The following is a 23076-nucleotide window of genomic DNA, read 5'->3' as shown; positions in this document are numbered from 1 at the left end:
CGCTCCACGCTTCCTCCCCACAGTCGGTCGCCCTTCCGCAGTTGCGCTTCACTTCGCTCACTGTGGTCAGCTTGCGGGAGGACTTGCACCTCCAAGAGTGCGCCCATGCTGGGCGCACATAAAAAAAGCCCGCATTGTCTGCGGGCTTTTTGCTTGCTGCCAGTACTTATTCGATTTCGACCGTTTCCGGTGCCGCCGGTGGCGGCGCGGCGTCGGACTCGGGGAATTCGAGCGTGACCGCATCTTTGTCGTCCATGTCGACCGTGACCCGGCCACCACTGACCAGGCGGCCGAACAGCAGTTCGTCGGCCAGCGCCTTGCGGATCATGTCCTGGATCAGGCGCGCCATCGGCCTTGCGCCCATCTGCGGATCGAATCCTTTCTTCGCGAGGAACTTGCGCAGTTTCTCGGTGAAGATGGCGTCGACTTTCTTCTCGTGCAGCTGTTCTTCGAGCTGCATGAGGAACTTGTCGACCACGCGCAGGATGATTTCTTCGTCCAGTGCGCGGAAGCTGATGGTGGCGTCGATCCGGTTGCGGAACTCCGGCGTGAACATGCGCTTGATGTCGGCCATCTCGTCGCCCGCCGCCTTGGAGTCGGTAAAGCCCATCGACCGCTTGGTCAGGCTCTCGGCGCCGGCATTGGTCGTCATGATGATGATCACGTTGCGGAAGTCCGCCTTGCGGCCGTTGTTATCGGTCAGGGTGCCATGGTCCATCACCTGCAGCAGGATGTTGAAAATATCCGGATGCGCTTTTTCGATCTCGTCGAGCAGCAGCACCGCGTGCGGCTTCTTGGTGATGGCTTCGGTCAGCAAGCCACCCTGGTCGAAACCGACGTAGCCCGGCGGCGCGCCGATCAGGCGACTGACGGCGTGGCGCTCCATGTACTCCGACATGTCGAAGCGAATCAGCTCGATGCCGAGGATGAAGGCCAGTTGCTTGGCCACCTCGGTCTTGCCGACGCCGGTCGGACCGGAGAACAGGAAGGAACCAATCGGCTTGTCGGTCTTGCCCAGGCCGGCGCGCGCCATCTTGATCGCCGACGACAGCGCATCGATGGCGGGCTCCTGCCCGAACACGACGTTGCGCAGGTCGCGGTCGATGGTCTGGAGCTTGCTGCGGTCGTCCTGGTTGACCGTTTGCGGCGGGATGCGCGCGATCTTGGCGATGATGTCCTCGATCTCGGCCTTGCCGATGGTTTTCTTTTGCTTCGACTTCGGCAAAATCCGTTGCGCCGCGCCGGCTTCGTCGATGACGTCGATCGCCTTGTCGGGCAAATGACGGTCGTTGATGAAGCGCGCGGCCAGTTCGGCCGCGGTGGAGAGCGCCGACGACGAATACTTCACGCCGTGGTGCTCTTCGAAGCGCGACTTGAGGCCGCGCAGGATCTGGATGGTCTGTTCGACGGTCGGCTCGTTGACGTCGACCTTCTGGAAGCGACGCGACAGGGCGTGGTCTTTTTCGAACACGCCGCGGAACTCGGTGTAGGTGGTCGCGCCGATGCACTTGAGCTGGCCGTTGGCGAGCGCGGGCTTGAGCAGGTTGGACGCGTCGAGCGTGCCGCCGGAGGCCGAACCGGCGCCGATGATCGTGTGGATCTCGTCGATGAACAGGATGCCGTGCGGGGTTTCCTTGAGCTGCTTGAGGACCGCCTTGAGGCGTTGTTCGAAGTCGCCCCGGTACTTGGTGCCGGCCAGCAGGGCGCCCATGTCGAGCGAATACACGATGGCATTCTGCAGGATTTCGGGCACTTCTTCCTGCGTGATGCGCCAGGCCAGGCCCTCGGCGATCGCGGTCTTGCCGACCCCGGCTTCACCGACGAGCAGCGGGTTGTTCTTGCGGCGCCGGCACAGGATCTGGATCACGCGGTCGACTTCGTCCTCGCGCCCGATCAGGGGATCGATCTTGCCTTCGGATGCGGCCTTGTTCAGGTTCTGCGTGAACTGGTCGAGCGGACTTTCCTTGGCCTGGCCTTCGACTTGCGCCTCTTCCACGCCTTCGGAGGTTTTTTGCGAATCGACCTGCTGGTCCTTGCGCACGCCATGCGAAATGAAGTTGACCACGTCGAGGCGGGTCACGCCCTGCTGGTGCAGGTAGTAGACCGCGTGCGAGTCTTTTTCGCCGAAGATCGCCACCAGCACGTTGGCGCCGGTGACTTCCTTCTTGCCATTGGAGGCGGATTGAACGTGCATGATGGCACGCTGGATCACACGTTGAAAACCAAGCGTCGGCTGCGTGTCGACCTCGCCCGTGCCAGGCACGGTCGGGGTGTTGTCGCCGATGAAATTGGTCAGCGTCTTGCGCAGGTCTTCAATGTTGACGGCACAGGCGCGCAGCACTTCCGCGGCCGATGGGTTGTCCAGAAGCGCCAGCAGCAAATGCTCAACGGTGATGAATTCATGCCGTGCTTGCCGAGCTTCGACAAAGGCCATGTGTAAAGAGACTTCCAATTCCTGCGCAATCATACTTCCTCCATCACGCACTGCAGGGGGTGCCCCGCCTTGCGCGCATGCGTTAATACAAACTCCACTTTGGTACACGCTATATCTTTGGAAAACACGCCACACACTCCCTTGCCATGACGATGAACGGACAGCATGATCTGCGTGGCCGTCTCTCGGTCTTTGTTGAAGTATTCCTGGATGACCGCGACCACGAACTCCATGGGCGTGTAGTCATCGTTCAGTAGTGCTACCTGGTACAGCGGCGGCGGCTTGACCGTCTGCCGCTCCAGCAGTTGTTCGGTATCTTGCTTAGTGGCCATACGCTTATTCTAATGCTTTCGACGATGATGCTATGGGTAAATATCAGGGCATGTACATTTGTTTTCCATCTTACGCGTTTTCCGATCCATGCGCAGATGGGACCCCAATTCGGTAAATCAAGAGTTGCTTTTTCGCAGAGTGTGAAGAATTTGGCAATTCCAATGCAAAAGCGCTTGACTTGAATATTTTTTCAACCAACAATGCGGTTATCGACTTGTACTTATATACTTGTTGATAAGAAGTGAGCAGGCTGAGGAGGGGGCAGAAGCTTCTTGCTTTTATGGCTCGTGTGATTGGTTATAATTTTGAAAGTTCTTTTATGGCAACAGGTACAGTTAAGTGGTTCAATGATTCCAAAGGTTTTGGCTTCATCACTCCAGATGACGGCGGCGAAGATCTGTTCGCGCACTTCTCCGCAATCAACATGAACGGTTTCAAGACCCTCAAAGAAGGTCAAAAAGTTCAATTCGAAGTCACGCAAGGCCCTAAAGGCAAGCAAGCTTCCAACATCCAGGCTGCTTAAGCACGCACCGATGTAAAAAGCCCCGCTTTCGAGCGGGGCTTTTTTATCCCCGCTACACATTCCATGACGATCATCTTACAGCTTCTCAGCCTTGCCGACCTGCGCACGCTTGCCGCCGCGCGCGTTCCACGCCACCTCAGCGACCACGCCGCCCCCGGCGCCCTGCCGCCCGCCTTGGTCGCCCAGCGCGCGCTGGCGCTGATCGAGGCCGGCAAAAGCCCGGCCTGGTGCGCCACCTTTGTCATGCTGCGCGTGAGCGACCAGATGGTGGTGGGCGCCTGCGGTTTCAAGGATGAACCGCAGGACGGCCAGGTCGAAATCGGCTACGGCGTCTCGTCCGACTGGCATGGGCAAGGCATCGCCACCGAGGGCGTGGCCGAACTGGCGCGCATCGCCTTTGCCAGCGGCGCGGTCGAGCGCGTGCTGGCGCAGATCGCTCCCGGCAATACGGCCTCGCTGCGCGTGGTCGGCAAACTCGGCTTCGAGCCTGGCGCCACCGTCGTCGACGCCGAGGGCGACGCCCTGGTGCAGTGGGTGCTGCGCAAGGGCGCCTGATCAGGCTTGCTCGAACGCGGCCATCTGCTCGCGCAGCGCTTTGCGGAACGCGGGGCGCGCTTCGCAGCGCGCCTGGTAGGCCTTGAGGGTCGGATACGCGTCGATGATGGTGGTGTGGCGCAGCAGGCGCAGCACCGTGGTCATCATCAGGTCGCCCGCGCTGAAGGCGCCGTCGAGATAGTCGCGCTCGCCGAGCCACGCGGCCAGCTGCCCGAGGCGCTTGTGGACCGCGTCCAGCGCGCCCGGACGACGCAGCCTGGCCCACTCTTCGGCGCCGTAAAACAGGTCGATCGCGGCCAACTGCTGGAGCGGCACCTCGACCGTGTTGACGGCCGCGAAAATCCAGCTGGTGGCACGCGCCCTGCCCGCCTCGTCCTTGGGAAACAGCGCCCCGCTGCGCTGCGCGATATGCAACACCATGGCGCCCGATTCGAACATCGTGAGCTCACCGTCCTGCATCATCGGCACCTGTCCGAACGGTTGCAGCGCGAGGTACTCCGGCGACGCCTGGTCCGGCGGACCGATCAGGCGCACGTCGTACGGCTCGCCCGCCTCTTCCAGCGCCCAGCGTACCCGCAAGTCGCGTACGACGCCTTGGGCAAAGGGAGGAACGTATTGAAAAGCACTAATGGTGAGCATGGCGGCAGTCTCCGGAAAGTTGAAGTTATCCAGGATCATAAACCGCTTCGGGTTGCCAGGCGCGCCTGGCATGCCGCTTACAAGGCGTCGATTCCCAGAGTCATGTGCGTCTCGGGCGCGCCCGGCGCATTCCGGTTGACGCAAACGACATTCCAGTAGTACTCGCCGCCGCTCCCCAACTTCAGCGGCGCCCAGCGCAGCGCGGTAGGCGCGTTCTTGTTTTCGTACCAGGTGGTGAAGAATTCCACCGGCAGGCGGCTGTACGCCGTTACCGCGCATGAGGTCGCATTTGTGGCCTGATACGCTACCGTCACGGGGACGTTGGCCGGCAGGGTCGCAGGGCCGTCGTTCGGCACCCCGTCGATGCTGAAGGCAATGACCGGCTCCAGGCCGCGCGCCACGCGGGCCGAGGCACTGGCGCTATTGCTTAAATATTATTAACATTTTGGAAATTAATTATTGCTGTGAAAGCGAGAATGGCGATGCCATGCACGGGGCATGGCGCTGCGCATGACGGTTGCATTGGCATGGGTTGGCAAGTCGGAAAAGCGCGGTCGCGGGCGCAGCGCAGCATCGTGGCGCGATACCAACGGCACCGTGTGGCAGTACCGGGCGCATGCCGGCTTTACATCGCAGCCGGTCGTGCAAAACTGCCTTCCCTACCCGCACAGGAGTTCTTCATGCTACCCATCATCTTCGCCGTGTTCGCGGCGTGCTTCGTCCTCGAACGCATCATACCCGGCTGGACATTGCCGAAAATTCGCACCTGGCCGCTGCGGGTGTTGCTGATCAACGCGGCCCAACTGGGCATCGTGGTGCTGGCCGGGATCAGCTGGGAGCGCTGGCTGTCGGCCGTGTCCGTGTTCCGGCTGTCGCATTACCTGAACCCGGTCGCGGGCGGGATGCTGGCCTACTTCATCGCCACCTTCGTGTTTTACTGGTGGCACCGCTGGCGCCATGAAGTCGACTGGCTGTGGCTGCACTTCCACCAGATTCACCACAGCCCGCGCCGCATCGAGGTGATCACCTCGTTCTACAAGCATCCGGGGGAAATGCTGGTCAATTCGGTCATCGGCAGCTTGCTGGTGTACACCTTGCTGGGACTGTCGCCGGAGGCGGGCGCGTATTACACCCTGTGTACGGCGCTGGGCGAGTTCTTTTATCACACCAGCGTGCGCACGCCGCGCTGGATCGGCTACATCTTCCAGCGCCCGGAAATGCACCGCATCCACCACCAGTACGGACGGCACAAGAACAACTACGGCGATATCGTATGGTGGGACATGCTGTTCGGGACCTACGAAAATCCGGCGCGCTTCGAGGCGACCTGTGGATTCGACGCGGACAAGGAAGAGCGTTTGCTCGCCATGCTGGCGTATCGGGATGTACATCGGGATGTGCATCGGGATGCACCGTAGCAGCCTGGCCGGGCGCCTGGGAAAAGCGCCCGCGACGCGCGTAGCGGGCTAGAAGCGCACCTGCATCTCGCCATCGGTCCGGTAGCGGTGGGCCTGCCCCACCGGATTACTCAGGGCGTCACGCGAGATGCGAAATGCGATATAGGCGCCCGCAGGCGGCAACCAGCTCTGTTTCTGCGCGTCCACGGTGCGCCAGGCGCCGTCGAAGAACACGTCGGCCCAGTTGTGATAATCCTGGGGGCGCGGCACGCCGTCCTGCATCATCACGTAGCCGCCCAGTACGCGCGCGGGAATGCGATTGGCGCGCGCCAGCGCCACCACCAGGCCGGCGTATTCGGTGCAGTCGCCGCCCAGCTGGCGCAAGGCGTACAAGGCGCCAAAGTCGTCCGCCAGATACCCGGCGTAGATCAGGTTGGCGCACACCCAATCGTAGATGGCGCGGACCGTCTCGCCCGCGGTCGGCCTGCGCAGGAGCGCGGCGAGCGCCTGGATCGGCTCCGCGTCGGCCTCGACATAGCGCTCCGGCCGCAGCCAGTCGGCGCCATCGGGCGGTGCGGCCAGGCCCGTATCGGCAGCCGGGCTGGCATCGACCTCGGTGGTCAAGGTGACGACTTTTTGCCCCATGCCGGGAAAACGCGCGAACGACAAGCCCAGGATGCGGTGTCCCAGCGCATCACTGTGCATGGTGTGCGGCATGGATACCTGCACTTGCCGCAGGCGCTGCCGGGGCGCCAGCTCGGCCGGCAGATAGCACCAGAATGCCTGGTTCGCCAGCTCGCGCTCGAATGGATTGATGAAGGTGATGGCGAAGCGCAGACGCCGCCCCGGCGCGTCCTGGTCGGCGCGCGCCGGACGCGCCAGCAAGAGTGGCGGCATGCACAGGCGCGCCGCCAACCCCGCCTTCAGAACGCTGCGCCGCTTCATGACGTCCTACAGTCCGCAAGGAAGTTGTTTTGGCCCACTTTCGTGCGCCAGCCAGACCGCCTTCTGGACCGCCACCTGCGCCACATAGCTCTCGCGCGTGCCGGTATAGACCAGCAGGGGAATCGGCAGCAAGGCTTGCTGCATCTGTTCCAGGCGCTGGTCGGAGACATTCGCCCCGGCTGCCAGCACCACGGCCGACACGCCGCTTGTTTTCATGGCGCGCCGGCGGCGCTCGAGAACGGTGCGGATCGCCAGTGCCGTGGTGTCGTTCAATTCCACCGAAAAGGCGATCTCGTTCAAGAAGGCGCTCTGCGACTTGTCCAGCACGACCAGATTGTCGCCGTTCTGTGCTTCGGTCCAGAATTCGGATGCGGCCAGGCGCTGCAATTGCGAGGCGGACGGCGCCCGGCCCAGCACCGGCTGTGCGGCGGCCAGCCACACCGGGGTGCCGCCGCGCAATACATGCACCGACTTGTAACCGAGCTGCTTGAGCTGGGTGCAGGCGCTGTACAGTTCACGCTCGGCCTTGCCGTTTCCAGCCAAAATGGCCGTCTTGTCGCGCCAATACGGTTTGCTGCGCAGGTCCGACAGCGTGACATGCAAGGCGCCGTTGATGCGGAATAACTGATATTCGACGTCGGGGCGCAGATCGAACAGCATGGTCCCGGGTTTTTGCAGCAGCGCTTGCGCGGCGTCCGCCGTGATCGCGCATCCCAGGTCGGGGCGCGCTTCGGCCGGCCGGGCCGCGCCGGCGCCGCCGGCAATGCCGCCATCGTCGCTGCGGCAGGCATTATCGGCGCGCTTGATACTCTTGAGCCCCTCGGCCAGGCTGCTGGCCTGCGGCGCCTGGGCCAGGGCCGGCGCCGCGGCGCAGGCAAACGCGAGCAGCAAGAGGCGCGGCCACTGGCGCGTGTACGCCCCTGTAATTGAAGACATCATTTCAAATTTCCCTGGCGATTGGTTTCGGTGGTTTCGGTGGTGGCTGGGACGACGGTCGCGGGCGGCGCGGCCGCTCCCGCGCCGCCCGCGGCTGGCTCGGACATGGCCAGGTCGGGCGGATACAGGAATTGCCATTCCGAGTATTTCTGCTTGCCGCGCAGGGCAGCGTGCTCGGGCGCAAATCCGGCCTGCTTGATCGGTGTCTTGTCGGACAGGGAATGGACCCCGACGATGCGCCCGCCCAGCATGACCAGTCCCCATTCGGCGTTTCCAGTCATCGGATCGACGAAGATCTTGCGCAGGTGCCGACGCACGCCGGGAAAGCGGCGGTCCTCCAGCAACTCCTCGAGGCTGGCCGGGTAATCCTTTTTCCCGGCCGTCAACTCGCTTTCGTGATAGCGCCCCAGCGCCGTCTGGAACTGGCGGCCGATGATCAAGAGCTCGCGCTCGCGCTCGCGGCGGGCGGCGGTCGCATCGACTTCCACCGCAACCGTCAGGCCCAGCCCCATGAAGGCGACCAGCAGCAATACCCACAAATAGGTAAAGCCGCCCTGGCCCCGCATCCCCGGCAACCGGTCAGTATGAGGCATACGGCTGCCCATCCCCGCCCTGGCCGGGCGCCCCGCTCTTGACGTCGACAATGCCGTCCTCACCCGGCTCGCTGGACGTGACCAGCACCCAGGTCTGGGCCGATTCGGTGATCGGGTCGAGCGGCACCGCACGCAAATAGCGCTCGCTCACCAGTTGCTCCAGCGACTCTGGAAAGTGTCCTTTGTCGCCGGAGAATTTATCCAGGCTGATGCGCATGACCTTGAGGTTTTCCTGCAGTGCGACCTCCTTGGAGCGTGCCAGCGAACCAAAATACCGTGGCACGGCGATCGTCAGCAGCAAGGCGACGATCGCCATCACCACCAGCAATTCAACCAGGGTAAAGCCGGCCCGACGGCCAGGGAGTGCATCGTTCATTACCATTTCCTGTACGGTACGCCATTGAGGCCCTGCTGCCCGGACGTGGAAAACACGTCGAACACATCGTCGCCTTCGCCCGGATCGTCGGCCGGCGAGGCGTAACTGCGCAGCCCCCAGGTCGCGCCGGCGGCGCGCGCCTCGGGCGCCATCGGGTCGCGCGGCAAGCTGCGCAGGAAATACAGTTTCTGCCGGGCCGGATTGCGCTGGTCCTCGACCCCGTCGACCAGCTCGTCCAAGGTCTTGGGATAGCCCGATTCGCCCACCCTGACCAGGATCCGCCCCTGCTCTGCGGCGCGCTTGTAGGCATCGAGCGCCTCGCGGATCTGCCCCAGCGCGGTGCGCAAGTCATGCTCCTTCTGGCGCTGCGCGCTCAATTGCGCCAGCGGCACCGCCACCGTGACCATGACCGCCATGATGGCCAGCGTCATCATCAGTTCGATAAACGTAAAGCCGCCCCGCCGGCGCGCCCCTTGCATCAGGGCACCACGCGCATGACGTGTTCGACCGGCAAAGCCGGCGGCATGACCGACACCGGTTCGGGCGTGACGGACAGCAATTGCAGCTTGGTCGCCGCCGCCGCCTTGAGCGCCTTGAAGGTCACGGTCACCAGCGCGCCGCTGCCATTGATACCATTGTCGCTCCCGCTTTCGCTCTGGCGCACCAGGGCAAAAAACGCCTTGCCCTGCGCCGCGTCGACACGCTGGGTAAAATTGGTCCGGCCGTTACCCTGCTTGAAGAAGTCGCCTTCCTGGACGTTGGCAAGCTGAAACACCTGCGGATCGAAGCCCATCAGCGCCGGCAAACCGCGCAAGGCTTGCTCGCTGCTCAGCTTGAGCACGACGCTAAATTGCTCGCCAACCTTCACTTGCGCCGGCCCCTGCCATGCCAGACTGAGCGCGCCCGTGCCGGCGCCTGTGCCGGCCCCGGTGCCGACGGTGGCGACCTCGCGCGCGCCATCCCTGGCGGCGCCCTTGCCCGCTTCCTTGGTGCCCTCCTTGGCGCCCTCCTTGTCGGCCGGCTCGGCCAGCGCGGTCGCCAGCCTGAGCGTGGGCGTGCCGATGCTCGCCTCGGTGCCGGAATCGAATTCGGCATCGAGCATGTCCGGGCGACCGATACTGCGCACCACATGCGGCGTGATCGACAGCAGGATCTCGGTGCGCTGGGTATCGTCTTTCTGGCTGCCGAACAAGCGCCCGGCGATCGGCAGGTCGCCCACCAGCGGCACCTTGTTGGCGGTGGTGCGGTCCTCATCGCTGATCAAGCCGGCCAGGATCTGGGTCTCGCCATCTTTCAGGCGCAGCACGGTGCTCGCGCCCCGGCTGCCGATCTGGTAGGCCAGCGTACCGGAGCGGCTGACGATTTCGCGCACCAGGTTCGACACCTCCAGGTTGACCTTGATGGCGACGTCGTCGTCAAGATAGATATTCGGCTCCACTTCCAGCTTCAGGCCGACATCGACATAGGCCACCGATTCGGAAACGAAACCGGTCGAGGTCGAGGTGGTCGTAATCACCGGTACCCGGTCGCCGATCTGGATCTTGGCCTTGTCCTTGTTGCGCACGCGGATGCGCGGATTGGCCAGGATATTGCCGGTCTGGTCTTCCTTGTTTGCCTTGATCAGCACATTGCCCAGGGTCGCCTGGATAGTGCCGCTGTTTAGTCCGCGCAAGGTGTCCAGGGTCAGCGGATTGCTGCCCACCTGCAGCGGCGACAGTGCAAGCTGGCTCGGCCATTGCACGCCGAGGTCCATCAGGCGCGAGCGCTTCACTTCCATCACCTGCACGTCGAGCAGCACTTCGGAGTCGCCCAGGTCCTGCAGCGCCACGATGCGTTCGGCGATCCGGATCGCTTCCGGGGTATCGCGCACGATGATGATGCCGAGGCGCTCGTCGACCACCATGTCCTTGGTCTTGACGATGGTCTTGATCGAGTTCGACACCGCCTTGACGTCGGCATTGGTCAGATAGAAGCTGCGCACGGCCAGGGTCTGGTATTCCTTGAGCTTTTGCGCCGTGCTCGGATAAATCAGCAGCGAATTCTCGTTCAGGATTTTCTGCTCGAGCTGATTGGTGACCAGCAGCAGGCGGATCGCGTCTTCGGTGGTGGTGTTTTTCGCAAACACGGTCGCCTTCAGATCGGGACGAATGTCCTTGTCATAATAGAAGTTCAGCCCGGATACCTTGGCCACCACTTCCAGCACCGACTTGAGCGGCGCGTCGCGGAACTCGAGCGAGATCGGCTGCCGGAAGGCGGCCGCCAGCTTGACGTCGGGACGGGCATCCTTGGCGCGCGCCTCTTCCAGGCGCGCCTTCAGGTTCATGGCTTCCTTCTGCTTCGGCCCTTCCGCCAGCACCGGGCGCATCTTCTCGATGGCATCGGCGATGTTGGCCGTCCCGCCCTGCTTGAGCAATTCCTCGGCCTCGGCCATCACCAGGCGGTGGCGCCGCGCCGTCACCAGCGACTCGAGCCCCTGGCGCGCCATCGCGTTTTCCGGCTCGAGCACCTGCACCTCGCGGTAAGCCTTCTCGGCGTCGCTCAGGCGTCCCTCGCGGCGCGCGCCCTCGCCCGCGCCGACCAGCGCGGTCACCAGCGAATGGCGGCGGTTGGCCAGGCCGATGCGCAACTCCGGATTCTTCGGGTCCATCTTGACCGCTTCCTCCATCTTCGCCAGCCCCTGCATGGTCTTGCCCTCGGCCAGCAGCGCGGTCCCCTCGCCGTAGACGCGCGCGGCGCCGCAGCCGGCCAGCAAGGCCGCGCACAAGGCCACGCCCAGCAGCGCCGTTCCGGTGGCCGAGCGCATGCGTCGCAGCGGCCGGCTTTGCATCAACTTCATTGTCATTCTCACTTTTCTTCTTTCAGCGTGCGGCCCAGGTCGAGCGTTTGCGTCTGGTTCATGGGCAGGTAGCGCAATGTCAGGGTACTGCCTTCCAGGCTTTCCACTTTGTAGGTATCGCCGATGGTGTCGCCGACCCGTACCACGTGGTTGAATTCATTTTGTTGAAGGAAGACCACGGTTTTACCGGCTTGTTCGTGCATGCCGAGCACGCGGAACGGCAGCGGCGGCAACTGCGCCGCCGGTTCGGCCAGCGGCGCGGGCGCGGGCGGCGGCGCGGCTGCCGCCTGCGCCACCGGCGCCGCGCCGACGAACAGGCCGGCGTCGTCATCGTCCTCGTCGTCGCCGTCGCGCGCGCGGATCGCCAACACGTCGACCAGCGGAGCGCTGGCGCCGCGCGCGCGCGCCCCTTGCGCCGGTCCGGGCGGGCGCGCGGGCGCGGGCGCGCTCGACTCGACCACAGCGCCGTCGGGACCCGGCGCATACCACGCCGCCAGCAGCGTCGCCAGCAGCGCCGCGCCGAGCAGCGCGCGCTTGAGCGCGGCACTCATGGCGCCTCCTCGGGCAAGGCGGCGTGTACGCCGTCGGCTTGCGGCAACGCGCTCAGGACAATCCACTCGATGCGGGCCTCGACCTCGGAGGCGCCGACGGCCGCGCGCCGGAACTGCACGCTCTCGAGGGCCAGGCTGCGCTGTTCGCGCAGGGCCGCTTTCATGAAGCGCTGGATCGCCTGGCCCGACCCTTTTACCGGCAAGGTCATGCGGTAGCGCAAAAACTGGCCGGCGCTGTCGGGCTGGGCGCGGTAACTGCCGCGCTGCATGACCAGCCCTTCGGCCGCGCCCAGTTCGATCATGTGCTGCACCATCGCCGGGATCTCGCCATGCGCCAGCAGCAGGCGGTCGAAACTGTCCAGGCGCGCACGCGCACCGGCCTGGTCGACGCTGGCGGCGCGGCGCGGCGCGCCGGCGCCACGCTCGGCGCCGCGCTGTGCCAGGCGCGCTTCGAGCGCGCCGGCACTGAGGGCCTGCTGGTGCGCCAGCAACAGCGCGCCCACGGTCAGGCCGGCGCAGGCCAGCACGGACCAGCCGAACGGTCCCAGGCGCCGCACATGCCATGCCGCGCGCGCGAGGGGGCGCCGCAGCGCATGCGTCAAGCGCGCGCCGCTCACTCCTTCCATGTTGCCTCCACAGTAAAACGATACGGCCGCCCGGGCGAAGTCTCGTCGATTTCATGCTCCGTCAGATAGGCGCCGGTAAACGGCGCGCGTTCGGCCAGGAAGGCGACGTAGCGCGCCATCTCGGCCCCGCTGCCCGCCTCGGCCACCAGCTTGACATGCGACGGCTGGGCGGCCGACTGGCTGGCCGCCGTGGTCACGCTCAAGACCGACACGCGCAGGTCGGGCGGCGGAGCGAGCGCGCGCAAGATGGCCGGGAACGGCAAATTGAGTTCACGGATCGCCACGTTGACCGCCTGCACCCGCGCCAGTTCGGTACGGCTCCACGCCGGCGCCGGCGCGGCCGCGCTGGCGCGCGCGGGCGCCGCCTCGAGGCGCTCGCGCAGCACGGCGACCGTGCGGCTGGCCTGCACCGCGTTGAGCAGCGCCGCCAGCGTCACCAGTGCCAGCAGCGCCAGCGCCGCCATGCGCAACGGCGTCAGGCCGCTGCGCCGGGGCAGCGCATCGAGCCGGTGCGCCGGCGCCGCGGCCGCTACCTGCAACGCGCGCGAAGGCGCTGCGCCCTCGCCGCTGTCCCAGGCCGGTGCGACGAACGGCGCCGGCGGCGGCGCGCCATCGGCCGCCAGGTCGAGCAGCGTCACCTGCTCGAGCGTGGCCAGTTGCGGATCGCGCAGGCATTGGCGCTGCCACAACTGGAGCAATTGCCGCGAGCCGGCGGCGGCGTCCGGCTGCGGCGCGTGACGCACCAGCAGATCGGCCATGTGCCTGGCCGCAGCGTCGGCACGGCGCGCCAGCATCAGCAGGCCGGCATCCTGCACGGCCAGGGCGGCCGGCGCGCGCGCGCCATGCCGGCGCGCATATTCCCAGCACGCCACCGACAAGGGCAGGACCGAGGCCAGCGGCGTGCCGAGCCGGGCCGCAGTCTGGTTCAACAGCGCCAGCAGGACGGCCGGATAGGCATGCACCGCGCGCGGCGCGCCGAACGGCGCCGGATCGACCCGCACCGTATCGGCGCCGCCGATCTCGGCGCCGGCGGCGGCCAGGCGCGCGCGCGCGGCGCCATCGAGGCCGACCCCGCGTTCGACCACGGAACTCCACGGCAAGGTGGCGCTGGTCAGCCAGTTATCGGCCACCACCACGCGCATGGCGGCTGGCGGCAGCGCCACCGCCAGCCGGCCCAGCGCGCCGGCGAGGTCCTCGCCGGCATGGCCGTCATCGCCGGCGCCGGGCGCCAGCGCCGCGCTACCGGCGCAGTCGGCGCGCCACTGACCGCCGGCGCCGGCGCGCACCGCCCATTCGATGCGCTCGGCGCCGATCACCAGCAGCAGGGTGTCGCCGGACGGCGCGAACGTGCTATCAGCCTGCGACACGGATGATCTCCTCGAGCGTGGTCTCGCCGCATGCCACCGCCTGCAGGGCCGTCACGCGCAGCGGGCGCAGGCCGGCCAGCGCGGCCCGTTCCTTCATGGTCGACATCGGGGCCTGGGCGACGATCAGTTCGCGCATGGCGTCATCGAGGATCAGCACTTCGGCCACCGCCTTGCGCCCCTTGTAGCCGACGCCACGGCAATGGCCGCAGCCGCGCCCGGCCTTGAAGGTCCAGTCGCGCACCTCGTCGGCGCTCAGCCCCGCTTCGGCCAGTTGCGCCGGATCGGGCTCGATGGCGACCGCGCACAGCGGGCAATTGCTGCGCAACAGGCGCTGCGCCACAATGCCGTTGAGCGCGGCGGCGAAACTGTAGGCGTCCACTCCCATGTGCAGGAAACGCCCCAGCACATCGAAAACATTGTTGGCGTGTACGGTGGTAAACACCAGGTGGCCGGTGAGCGCGGCCTGGACCGCGATCTGGGCCGTTTCGTTGTCGCGGATCTCGCCGACCATGATCTTGTCCGGATCGTGGCGCAGGATCGAGCGCAGGCCGCGCGCGAAGGTCAGCCCTTTTTTTTCGTTGACGGGAATCTGCAGCACGCGCGGCAGGCGGTATTCGACCGGGTCCTCGATCGTCACGATCTTGTCGCGCCCGGTATGGATTTCGGTGATCGCCGCATACAGGGTAGTGGTCTTGCCCGAGCCGGTCGGGCCGGTCACCAGCAGCATGCCGTGCGGCTTGGCGGCCAGCTTGCGCACCCCGGCGATGGCATGCGCGTCGAGCCCCAGGTGCTCCAGGCGCAGCGCCTTCGCTTCCTCGGTCAGCGACTGGCGGTCGAGCAGGCGCAGCACCGCATCTTCGCCGAAAATGTTGGGCATGACGGAAACGCGGAAATCGATGTCGCGGCCGTTGACGCGCACCTTGAAGCGCCCGTCCTGCGGCACGCGTCGTTCGGCGATGTCGAGCTCGGCCATGACCTTGATGCGCGAAATGACCTGTTCGGCCATGTCCTGGCCCTGCACCTGCGTAATCGCCACCATCACGCCGTCGATCCGGTACAGCACGTGCAGGCAGCCGGCGTCGCATTCGAGATGAATGTCGCTGGCCTGCAGCTTGAGGGCGTCGTAGATGGTCGAATTGACCAGCTTGACCACGGCGCTGGCGTCGTCGTTGATGCTCGACAAAGTGATCACGGCGGCGACTTCTTCGTCGCCGCCCACGGCCAGGCCGGCCTCGAAGCCGTCCATGGCGCGCAGCAGGCGTTCCTGCTGGATCAGGTAGGCTTGCAGGTCGTCCGGATGGACCAGCGCCAGCACCGGACGGGCGAGCCCGCAGCGGCGCAGGGCCCACTCCTCGGCGGCGCCGTCGAACGGGTCCGACAGCAGCAGCATGGCCTGGCCGGCGCCGGCGCCGGCGCGTGTACACAGCACGCCGCGCTGGACTGCGTCGGTGTAGGCGATCAGGTCGAAATCGGGCTGCAGCGCGTGCAGCTCGGCCATCGCCACGACCGGATAGCCGAACTGCTCGCCGAGCGCCGCCATCAGCTGGGGCGCCGGCCAGCCGCTGGCCTGCTGCAAGGCCGCCAGCAGCGACAGGTCGCCCTGCGCGCACAGCTGCCTGGCCTGCCCGAGCAGCGCCGCCGTGAGCGTGAGCGCCAGCGCTTGCGGCGCGTTCATTGCAGGCTCCCGGCCAGGTCGAAAATCGGCATGTACATCAATACCACAACAGTCCCTATCACCAACCCAATTACCACCATCAAGACCGGTTCGAGCAGGCGCGACGCCCAGTCGATCCAGCGCGAAAATTCATCATCGGCAAAGCGCGCGGCACGTTCGAGCATCTCGGCCATCTGCCCGGAACGCTCGCCCACCTTCACCAGCGACTCGGCCACGGCGCTGGCCAGGCCGGCGTCGACCAGGGCGCTCGAGAGGCTGCGGCCCTGCTCCACCGCCAGCCGGCAAGCGGCCAGCGAGGCCTGCTGGTGCGAACCGAGCAAGCCGCCCACCATGCCCATCGCGCGCGCCAGCGACACGCCCGACGACAGCAGCAGGCTCACGGCGCGGTAAAAGCGCGCCAGCCGGTACTCGTCGGCGCGCGCCGCCAGCCAGGGCAGGCGCAGCACGCAGGCCAGCAGCCAGGCCCTGCCCTGCGGGCGGCTGGCGGCCCAGCCCAGCGTGCCGAAGCCGGACAGCACCAGCAGCAGCGCGACTTGCCAGTTCTGGTAAATCAGTTTGCCGAACGCGAGCAGCATGGCCGACAGCCACGGAATGTCGCGCCCGGACGATTCGTACACCACCGCAAAGCGCGGCACCACATAGCCGAGCAGGAACAGGGTGACGAAGCCGCCAACCAGCAGCAGCATGGCGGGATAGATCGCGGTCGAGGCCAGCTTCTTGCGCAGCGTTTCAAACTGGGTCTGGTAAGCGATGTAGCGCCCCAGCGCCTGCGGCAGGTCGCCGGTGCGTTCCGAGGCGCGCACGGTGGCCACATACACTTCGGAAAAATACTGCGGGGCCGCCTCCAGCACGTCGGACAGGGTGCGTCCTTCGCGCAGCGATTGCAGCAACTGGCCGTGTACGGCGCGCACCGGCGCCGAGCGCTCCTTCGCTTGCAGGGTCGAGAGTGCTTCGGTCAGGTTCAGGCCGGCGTCCAGCAGGGCCAGCAGTTCCTGGCTGAACAGGATCAGGGGAAACTGGACCTGCGCCGCGCTGGCCGCACTGACTGCTCCCAGCGCCTCGACGCCGAGCACGCGCAAGCCGCGCGCGGCGGCGCGCCGCACCGCCTCGGCTTCGGGCATGTCGGCCAGTTCCAGGGTCTGGGTACGGCCGTCGGCTGTTTCGACGGTCAGCCGCCAGCGCAGCGCCGGCGTTACGGTGCCGGGAACGGCACTGGACGACGGCGTGGCCGTCGTCCGGTCTGCTGGCTTCATTACAATGCAACCCTTCGGTCAGCGCGCAACATGAACATCTTTCCAACGCTTACCGCGTCAACTGTACTGACCACTGAAGATTTTTTTGTAGAGCTGCAATGCCGCCAGTCGACGTCGGCGCACGCAGCGTTACAAAGGTCTCGGAACTTCCGGTTTCACCGGCGCCGATTGTACCGAATTTCAACGCGCCCGATACCGTCAAATTGGTGCCGCTGATGACCGGTGTGACCGCTGCGGCGGCCAATCCCGTGCCCAGATTGCTCAAGCGCGCACTGACGACGTAGTCGGACAAGGTGCCATCGACAACTTTCGACGACAAGATTCGGATGTCGCATACGCGCAACGTTTCATCCCCGGTGTTCGAGGCGGCGAACACGGCATGCGTTTTGCCGGCGTCCGCGATAACCCGTCCCGCGAAGTTGAGGTCTTCGCTGATCACCGGCCCGAGATTGACGGGAAACAGCGCGACCTGCTTGCTGCACTGAAACGCATACACACCGGCCCCGAGACGGCTGCCGTTCGCGCTTGATGCCGGCGCCATCAACAGCGGATAGGAATTCGCGCCAAACAGCGGAAAAACGGCGGAAGGGGTCAGGCCGTTCCAACTGAGCGACGTGGTGCTGGCATACCCCTCACTCGAGGGACCCTGCAAGGCTTTCAATTCGCCGCTCTGGACCGGATTCGGAACGACGACCGCCCCGTGCGCATACGCCCGGCCCGTGCCGCGCGTATCGAACACTTGCGCATACACCCGGTACACACCCGGCGCCAGGGTACTGACATCCCACACATAGCTGCCGGTCTGGGTGCCGACGGCCTGGCGCAAGCCCTCGACGATCGGGGTGCCGGTATAACTACCCTTGTCGGTGCCGTAATACAGCGAAACGGTCGGTTCCAGGTTCGGATCCGTGCCTTCCCAGCGCAAGGTCACCTGCTTTTTCACGCCGTTGGCGGACGCGACGGTATCGGGCACCATGGTGATCGACGGCGACGTGAGGGCAATTGCCGGCCCCTGGGTACCGCCGTCGCCCACTTGAAACGTCGACAGCGTACTCCAGGCACTGCTTGCCCCATTGCTGTCGAGTGCGCGGATGCGCCACCAGTATTTGGTCTTCCTGGCCAGCGCCACCGGCACCATCAGCGCGGTGTTGGGCGAACTGCCGGAGGCGACCTTGCGGCTCAGGCGTGCATCGTCATAGACTTCGAACTGGTAACTGACCGCGTCGCCTTCCGGATCGGCGGCCGCAAAGGCTTCCAGAACCGGCTGCTCGAAGGTGGTCCAGGCATCGGCGCCAGGATTCTTGAACACGGGCACCGCCGGCGCCTCATTGACCGCGCTCGCGCGGAAGCTGCCCTGGACCCAGGCCGATTCGCCCTGGGCATCCTGCGCCTTGACGCGCCACCAGTAGAGCGTGTTCTCGGTCAGGGCGGGCGCAACCCAGTTGATGCGGCTGGCGCCGCCCGCGATCTTGCCGCTGGCGCGTTTGGCCGGGGAATCGAAGGTCTGGGCGCTATCGATTTCAAACACATAGGTCAACGCATCCTGTTCCGGATCGACGGCGGCCTCCACGCTCAAGGTCGGGGTCAGCGCGGCGCTGATGCCGGCGACCGGCGCGACCAGCGCCGGTGCGCCCGGCGCACGGTTGGCGCTGTTGACCGTGAAGGCGCGCGGCGTCGACGAGGTTTTCGCGCCCACCGGCGGCAGCGCCGGGTTGGCGCCGCCTTGGCCGCCGAGCGCACGCGTGGCAACGACGCGCCAGTAGTACTTGGCCAGGTTGGTCAGCGCCGGCTGCACGGTCCAGCTGGTGGTGCCGCTGTCGGACTGGGGCACGCTGGCAACCGCCGCGGCCACCTCGGTCAGGGCGGCGTCCTTGTAGACGGTGACGGCATAGCTGACCGGGAAGGCACGCTTGTCCGCTGCGCTGTTGGTCCATGACAGCACGGGATTGAGGCTGCTCACCACGGCCTCCGGCGACGGGCTGGTCTGATTGAAGGCGGCCGGCGCAAGCGCGATCGCCGCTGTGCGGAAGTGCGAGTACACCCATGGGCTGTACACGGCGCCATCGGTGGCGCGGGCACGCCACCAGTAAGTGGTGTCAAAGGCGAGCGGACCGAGCAGGGTCCAGGTGGTCGGCACCGGCGTGGTGACGCCATTCGCATCCTTCTGGGGCGGCCTGTCGAACATCGCATTGGTGAGCAACTTTGTACCGGCCTCGTCGCTGAAAATCTGAAACTCGACTTTGGCCGTCTTGTCGTTCGGATCCATCGAGGTCTGCACCTGCATGACGGTGCGCGCCACGTCCACATTGGCAGCGCCGGCACGCGGCAGCGCGATCGACGGCGTGCCGGGACCGGAGGCGATCACGCCCTCTTTCACCGTGATGGTGGCCACGCGCTTCACGCTCAGGGCGCCGTCGCTGGCGCTGAAGGTGATCGGATAGGCGCCGGCGCTGCCGGCCGGCGGGGTCCAGTCGAAGGCGGCGCGCGCCAGGCCCGGCGCGGCCGGATCGGCGGCCTGCGCGACCAGTTTGGCGCCGCCCGGCAGCGGCGCGGCCGAGATGGTCACCGCCTTGCCGGCCGGGCTGCTCGCTTCGACCATGAAGGAGGTCTGCTTGCCCACCTCGACGGTACGGTCGGCGATGAATTGCATGACTGGCGGCAGCACGCCGGTGTCCGGCACGTCGAAGGCGCTGTCGTAGGCACCGGTGGTGTTGACGTCGAAGAAGTTGACGTAGTAATCCCACTGATTGGTGCTGGTGTTGCGCGTCTTCGACAGCCAGGTGTTTTCGGGGCCGAGCTGCTTGGCGTCGGAACGGACGATGGTGCCAACCGTCTTGGTGCCCTTGAACGGATCGGCCACTTTCGCGTAGGCGAAGCCGGCGGTGGCCGGGAAAGTGAGGCGGTAATTGCTGCTGCCGGGCACCGGGGTGAAGGTGGCCACGGCGCTGCGGTTGGTGACGATGGTATCGGCGCCGTCCGACTCGTAGACGCGGATCACGCCGTCGTCCTGGGCCAGGAAGTCGCGCACATTGTCGCGCCCGGGCAGGTCGACCCGCACGTCATGGATCAGCGGGTGGGTATTGGTGGCTTGCAGGATCGAGGTGAGCGCACCGCCCAGTTCATCGGCGTGGGTGAAGCGGGCGGTAAATTCCTCGAATTTGCCGGCCAGGGTGGTTTCCATGTTCCAGCGGCCCATCTTGCTGCTGTTGCCGGCGATGTCGCCGAAGTCGAGCAGCAGCGACTTTTGCGCCGGCGCGTCGTTGATGTAGCTGCCGGTGAGCAGGAAGTTGATCAGCAGGCCCTGCTTGTTCTCGGTGATCTTCGGCTGGGCCGAGTCGATCTTCATGTTCTTGGCGGTGGCCAGGCCATTGTTCTTGATGCGCACGCCGAGGGTGAACGGCTCGGCCGCTTCGATCTGCGGGGTGAACGGGTCGTCCGCCACCACGTCTTTGGTGAGGAAGTAGTCCAGGGTCAGCAAGGGCAAGGGCTTGACGGTGATCACGTCGGGATCGAGCTCGAGCACCGAATCGGCGCCGCCGTAGCGGTACTTGAGGGTGGCGCTGACCAGGTATTTCTTGCCGGCCGCGCCGCTGCCGGCCGAGCCGGGGGCGGGAATCAAGAGCCAGTTGACCACGCCGGTCGTCTTGGCGACGACCACGCCGCTGCCGTCGACATTATTGATGTTTTCCTTGTTCGACAGGCGCACGAAGAACTTGGCGTTGGTGTCGTTCGGGTTGTCTGTAATCGCGACCGGCACGCCATATTCGTCGGTGACCTTGATGGTCACGGCGACGCTGTCGATGTCGCCATTGTCGGTCGTGTTCAGGATCTTCATCTCGGCATCGAAGCCCTGGCGCTCCAGGGTCAGCTCTTGCTTGATTTCGAGCTTGACGCGGGCGCAGACGCTGTCCTGGGCATGCACGCCCGACGCTGCCGCGATGGAAAGAAAAAACATGCCGACTGGCTTTTTCGCCGAACTGAAATAAGGTAAATTATTCATTTTATATTCACTATCGTTATTGCCGCGGTTCGATATTACTTAATATGACGGCCCGCACGCAGATCGGTGGGGCCGGCATTTTGCTTTTGCTTGCAGACGATGTGCGCATCAGCGTCTTCTTTGTATCGCGCTCACCTTAATCCCGACGGGTTTGCAAGTGAATAGTGAAATCATCCCCGGTGGCGCAATAGTTTCGATCATTCCCTGGATAACCACGTAGGTGCCGTCCAGCCGGCCGGCAGTGTCAATTAAGGCATCATCGTCACGCTTGATCAACACTGGCAAGCAGGATGTCGCGCGCAATTTCTCCGAACTCATTTCATCGGGGTACAAATTTCTGTTCTCAAAGCTGTACCGAAGAAATCCAGCGACAGTGATATGTTCGCCAAGTGCTTTGTCGGGACGATAAAATACCTCGGCCGACCCGCTGGGTGGTGGTGAGAGCCGAGGAAGCAACTCGCCGCATCAGGTGCCGAATTATTGATTAACAAGTCTTTCGACACTACATGAGTTCTGAACGCAAGCATGTAATAACGGAATGGTATTTCCGGTATACACTGCAATTCATCACATGCCTCCAGAATATGTTCTCAAAGCGAGGCAACGCCTCATCTATACTTTCCCCAAAAAAACTTTTATGGCTGTATTTTATATCCATATCCGACTCACAATCTCCCCAATCAACGTCTGACGGTATCTTGTGGATCGTTTCCATGCGATCCCGCTCCAAAATTGATCCGGCTGTTTTCTAATAGTTCGACATGCGCGTTGCACCTCGGGACTCAAAAAATCTGCCCCACAAGTGCGTCCACAAAAACGGCGCCCACTCCCACCTTTTCGCTTGCGCTGCCAAGCAATTTTCATCCGTTCGGCTAGTTTTGCAAGAGGCTCGCGTATATCCCACGGCCGTCATTATCGACCACGCGTCACAATTATTTTACCCGACCTTTTCACAATAACAAAATAGTCTGAGCCAGGTCGGGGTATAACATCCAGGTCCTCAAACGTAAATACATACTCTTCAGTATCACTATATAAATACCTCCAAGAAAAGTTCTTAACACGATTATTGGTATGTTTTTTAAAGCCGGCAATCGCAATTTTTTCTATGAAAACAACTTCCTGAGCATCCAGAATTTTTTTCGATTCGCCAAATTCGCTTGGGTTTTGCATTGCCATCACGGGCATAAACATATAAGAAAAATACAATGCGAGAGTTGCCAGCAGACTAGATTTTGGAATATTGAATTTCATATTCATATTAAGATCAATAAAATATACATTGACAAAGTTTGTTAAAATTTCCGAATTCCAAATATATTTAGTATTTTTTCCACGTATCGTAATTTTTGCAGTAGTTTTTTGCTATTCCATAATCGTAACGCTTCTTTGACTCACCCCCGTCTTTACATTCCTCGGTGCACGCCTTTTCGGCGGTGTAGGCCCTGCATTCAGAATCCCGCAAGAAGTCTCTGTAATCATCGCCGTTAACCGACGCATACGGTATGTAACCTTTAGGACGGCCTACGCATGAATCTTTTCCATATCGCTTAATCCAATCACTCATGTGTGACTGCTCGTGTATATTTACACATTTTCGAGCTACGCCTTTTGCGTTATTAATTATTTCATAATTTCCTTTTCCGTCACATGCAATTGTAGAAGCATCTTCTAACCCAAGTGGGTCATAGCGTGAAATAGGATTTCCGTGAACATAGCCGTATGTATTGATGCCCCCGCTTAGTCCAAGAGGATCAGATTCGATATATCGTCCCACTTGTGGATCGTAATCCCTGTAGTAGTTGTAATGTAAGCCAGTTTCCGCATCCTCGATTTGCCCTGGCAGACGCAGGTTCGACACGATAGTGGGCTGCGCACCGCCAGCGGCGGGGCTGGTGATCTGTGCCTGGCCAAATGCATCGTAACTGGCCGCCCAGACGATGTTGCCGGCCCGGTCGGTTGCCTGCAACGGCGCCCAGCGTTGGTCATGGTGATAGTACGCGACAGTGTCCTGACCATTGCTGTTTTTAGTCTTGA

At 63.9% G+C, this 23076-nt stretch carries 21 protein-coding genes; 3 read left to right on the top strand and 18 right to left on the bottom strand.

The genetic code is table 11. From position 1 onward, the window contains the following. Positions 1–166: 166 nt before the first annotated feature. Together clpA and clpS are read right to left on the bottom strand one after the other, a co-directional pair. Positions 167–2467, bottom strand: coding sequence for an ATP-dependent Clp protease ATP-binding subunit ClpA (gene clpA / locus F1735_RS27485; RefSeq protein ID WP_167239893.1), 2301 nt, complete (start codon positions 2465–2467; stop codon positions 167–169). Then, positions 2464–2766: an ATP-dependent Clp protease adapter ClpS gene (gene clpS / locus F1735_RS27480; RefSeq protein ID WP_099881541.1), complete on the bottom strand. Its 303-nt coding sequence runs from the start codon at positions 2764–2766 to the stop codon at positions 2464–2466. The genes clpA and clpS overlap by 4 nt, the downstream gene beginning before the upstream one ends. A 320-nt stretch (positions 2767–3086) precedes the next feature. Here clpS and cspE point away from each other — a divergent pair, with 320 nt between their 5' ends. Both cspE and F1735_RS27470 read left to right on the top strand, forming a co-directional pair. Then, the gene (gene cspE, locus F1735_RS27475) at positions 3087–3290 is read left to right on the top strand and encodes a transcription antiterminator/RNA stability regulator CspE (protein ID WP_010395943.1); all 204 of its coding nucleotides are present in this window, start codon (positions 3087–3089) and stop codon (positions 3288–3290) included. Between the two features lie 63 nt (positions 3291–3353). Next, the gene (locus F1735_RS27470) at positions 3354–3845 is read left to right on the top strand and encodes a GNAT family N-acetyltransferase (RefSeq protein ID WP_167239892.1); all 492 of its coding nucleotides are present in this window, start codon (positions 3354–3356) and stop codon (positions 3843–3845) included. On the opposite strand, the gene F1735_RS27465 is transcribed toward F1735_RS27470, so the two are convergent. Further along, the gene (locus F1735_RS27465) at positions 3846–4484 is read right to left on the bottom strand and encodes a glutathione S-transferase family protein (protein WP_167239891.1); all 639 of its coding nucleotides are present in this window, start codon (positions 4482–4484) and stop codon (positions 3846–3848) included. A 77-nt stretch (positions 4485–4561) separates the two neighbouring features. Further along, the gene (locus tag F1735_RS27460) at positions 4562–4885 is read right to left on the bottom strand and encodes a hypothetical protein (protein WP_167239890.1); all 324 of its coding nucleotides are present in this window, start codon (positions 4883–4885) and stop codon (positions 4562–4564) included. A 279-nt stretch (positions 4886–5164) separates the two neighbouring features. On the opposite strand from F1735_RS27460, the gene F1735_RS27455 reads away from it, so the two are divergent. Continuing rightward, complete coding sequence (locus tag F1735_RS27455) at positions 5165–5902, top strand: sterol desaturase family protein (protein WP_167239889.1); 738 nt, start codon at positions 5165–5167, stop codon at positions 5900–5902. A 48-nt stretch (positions 5903–5950) separates the two neighbouring features. Here F1735_RS27455 and F1735_RS27450 read toward each other — a convergent pair whose 3' ends face one another. The 14 genes from F1735_RS27450 to F1735_RS27385 form a co-directional block, all read right to left on the bottom strand. Beyond that, positions 5951–6826: a transglutaminase-like domain-containing protein gene (locus F1735_RS27450; protein WP_167239888.1), complete on the bottom strand. Its 876-nt coding sequence runs from the start codon at positions 6824–6826 to the stop codon at positions 5951–5953. Positions 6827–6832: 6 nt separating this feature from the next. Further along, complete coding sequence (locus F1735_RS27445; RefSeq protein ID WP_167239887.1) at positions 6833–7762, bottom strand: rhodanese-like domain-containing protein; 930 nt, start codon at positions 7760–7762, stop codon at positions 6833–6835. After that, entirely contained in the window at positions 7762–8355 is a 594-nt protein-coding gene (locus F1735_RS27440) for a type II secretion system protein (protein WP_187364376.1), read from the bottom strand. Before F1735_RS27440 ends, F1735_RS27445 begins: the two co-directional genes overlap by 1 nt. After that, the gene (locus F1735_RS27435) at positions 8342–8731 is read right to left on the bottom strand and encodes a type II secretion system protein (protein ID WP_167239886.1); all 390 of its coding nucleotides are present in this window, start codon (positions 8729–8731) and stop codon (positions 8342–8344) included. The genes F1735_RS27440 and F1735_RS27435 overlap by 14 nt, the downstream gene beginning before the upstream one ends. Beyond that, positions 8731–9210, bottom strand: a complete 480-nt coding sequence (locus tag F1735_RS27430) for a type II secretion system protein (protein ID WP_167239885.1) — start codon at positions 9208–9210, stop codon at positions 8731–8733. The genes F1735_RS27435 and F1735_RS27430 overlap by 1 nt, the downstream gene beginning before the upstream one ends. After that, a complete protein-coding gene (locus F1735_RS27425; protein ID WP_167239884.1) occupies positions 9210–11573 on the bottom strand; it encodes a cohesin domain-containing protein in 2364 nt (787 codons plus the stop codon). Before F1735_RS27425 ends, F1735_RS27430 begins: the two co-directional genes overlap by 1 nt. Positions 11574–11575: 2 nt before the next feature. Then, entirely contained in the window at positions 11576–12118 is a 543-nt protein-coding gene (locus F1735_RS27420) for a hypothetical protein (protein ID WP_167239883.1), read from the bottom strand. Continuing rightward, positions 12115–12744: a hypothetical protein gene (locus F1735_RS27415; RefSeq protein WP_167239882.1), complete on the bottom strand. Its 630-nt coding sequence runs from the start codon at positions 12742–12744 to the stop codon at positions 12115–12117. Before F1735_RS27415 ends, F1735_RS27420 begins: the two co-directional genes overlap by 4 nt. Beyond that, a complete protein-coding gene (locus F1735_RS27410) occupies positions 12732–14111 on the bottom strand; it encodes a hypothetical protein (RefSeq protein WP_167239881.1) in 1380 nt (459 codons plus the stop codon). Before F1735_RS27410 ends, F1735_RS27415 begins: the two co-directional genes overlap by 13 nt. Beyond that, positions 14098–15786 (bottom strand): GspE/PulE family protein, encoded by a 1689-nt coding sequence (locus F1735_RS27405; protein WP_167239880.1) that lies wholly within the window; start codon positions 15784–15786, stop codon positions 14098–14100. The genes F1735_RS27410 and F1735_RS27405 overlap by 14 nt, the downstream gene beginning before the upstream one ends. Further along, positions 15783–17039, bottom strand: coding sequence for a type II secretion system F family protein (locus F1735_RS27400; RefSeq protein WP_229505993.1), 1257 nt, complete (start codon positions 17037–17039; stop codon positions 15783–15785). Before F1735_RS27400 ends, F1735_RS27405 begins: the two co-directional genes overlap by 4 nt. Positions 17040–17088: 49 nt before the next feature. Then, the gene (locus tag F1735_RS27395; RefSeq protein ID WP_167239879.1) at positions 17089–20994 is read right to left on the bottom strand and encodes a glycoside hydrolase family 78 protein; all 3906 of its coding nucleotides are present in this window, start codon (positions 20992–20994) and stop codon (positions 17089–17091) included. 957 nt (positions 20995–21951) lie between these two features. Then, the gene (locus F1735_RS27390; protein ID WP_167239878.1) at positions 21952–22299 is read right to left on the bottom strand and encodes a hypothetical protein; all 348 of its coding nucleotides are present in this window, start codon (positions 22297–22299) and stop codon (positions 21952–21954) included. A gap of 61 nt (positions 22300–22360) precedes the next feature. Next, the coding region (locus F1735_RS27385; RefSeq protein ID WP_187364375.1) for an RHS repeat-associated core domain-containing protein at positions 22361–23076 on the bottom strand (716 nt) is incomplete at its 5' end.

The organism is Massilia genomosp. 1 (assembly GCF_011682185.1).
GTDB classification, from domain to species: domain Bacteria; phylum Pseudomonadota; class Gammaproteobacteria; order Burkholderiales; family Burkholderiaceae_D; genus Telluria_A; species Telluria_A rubra.
Note: the sequence above shows the minus strand (reverse complement) of the source record. Positions and strands in the feature narration are given on the sequence as shown.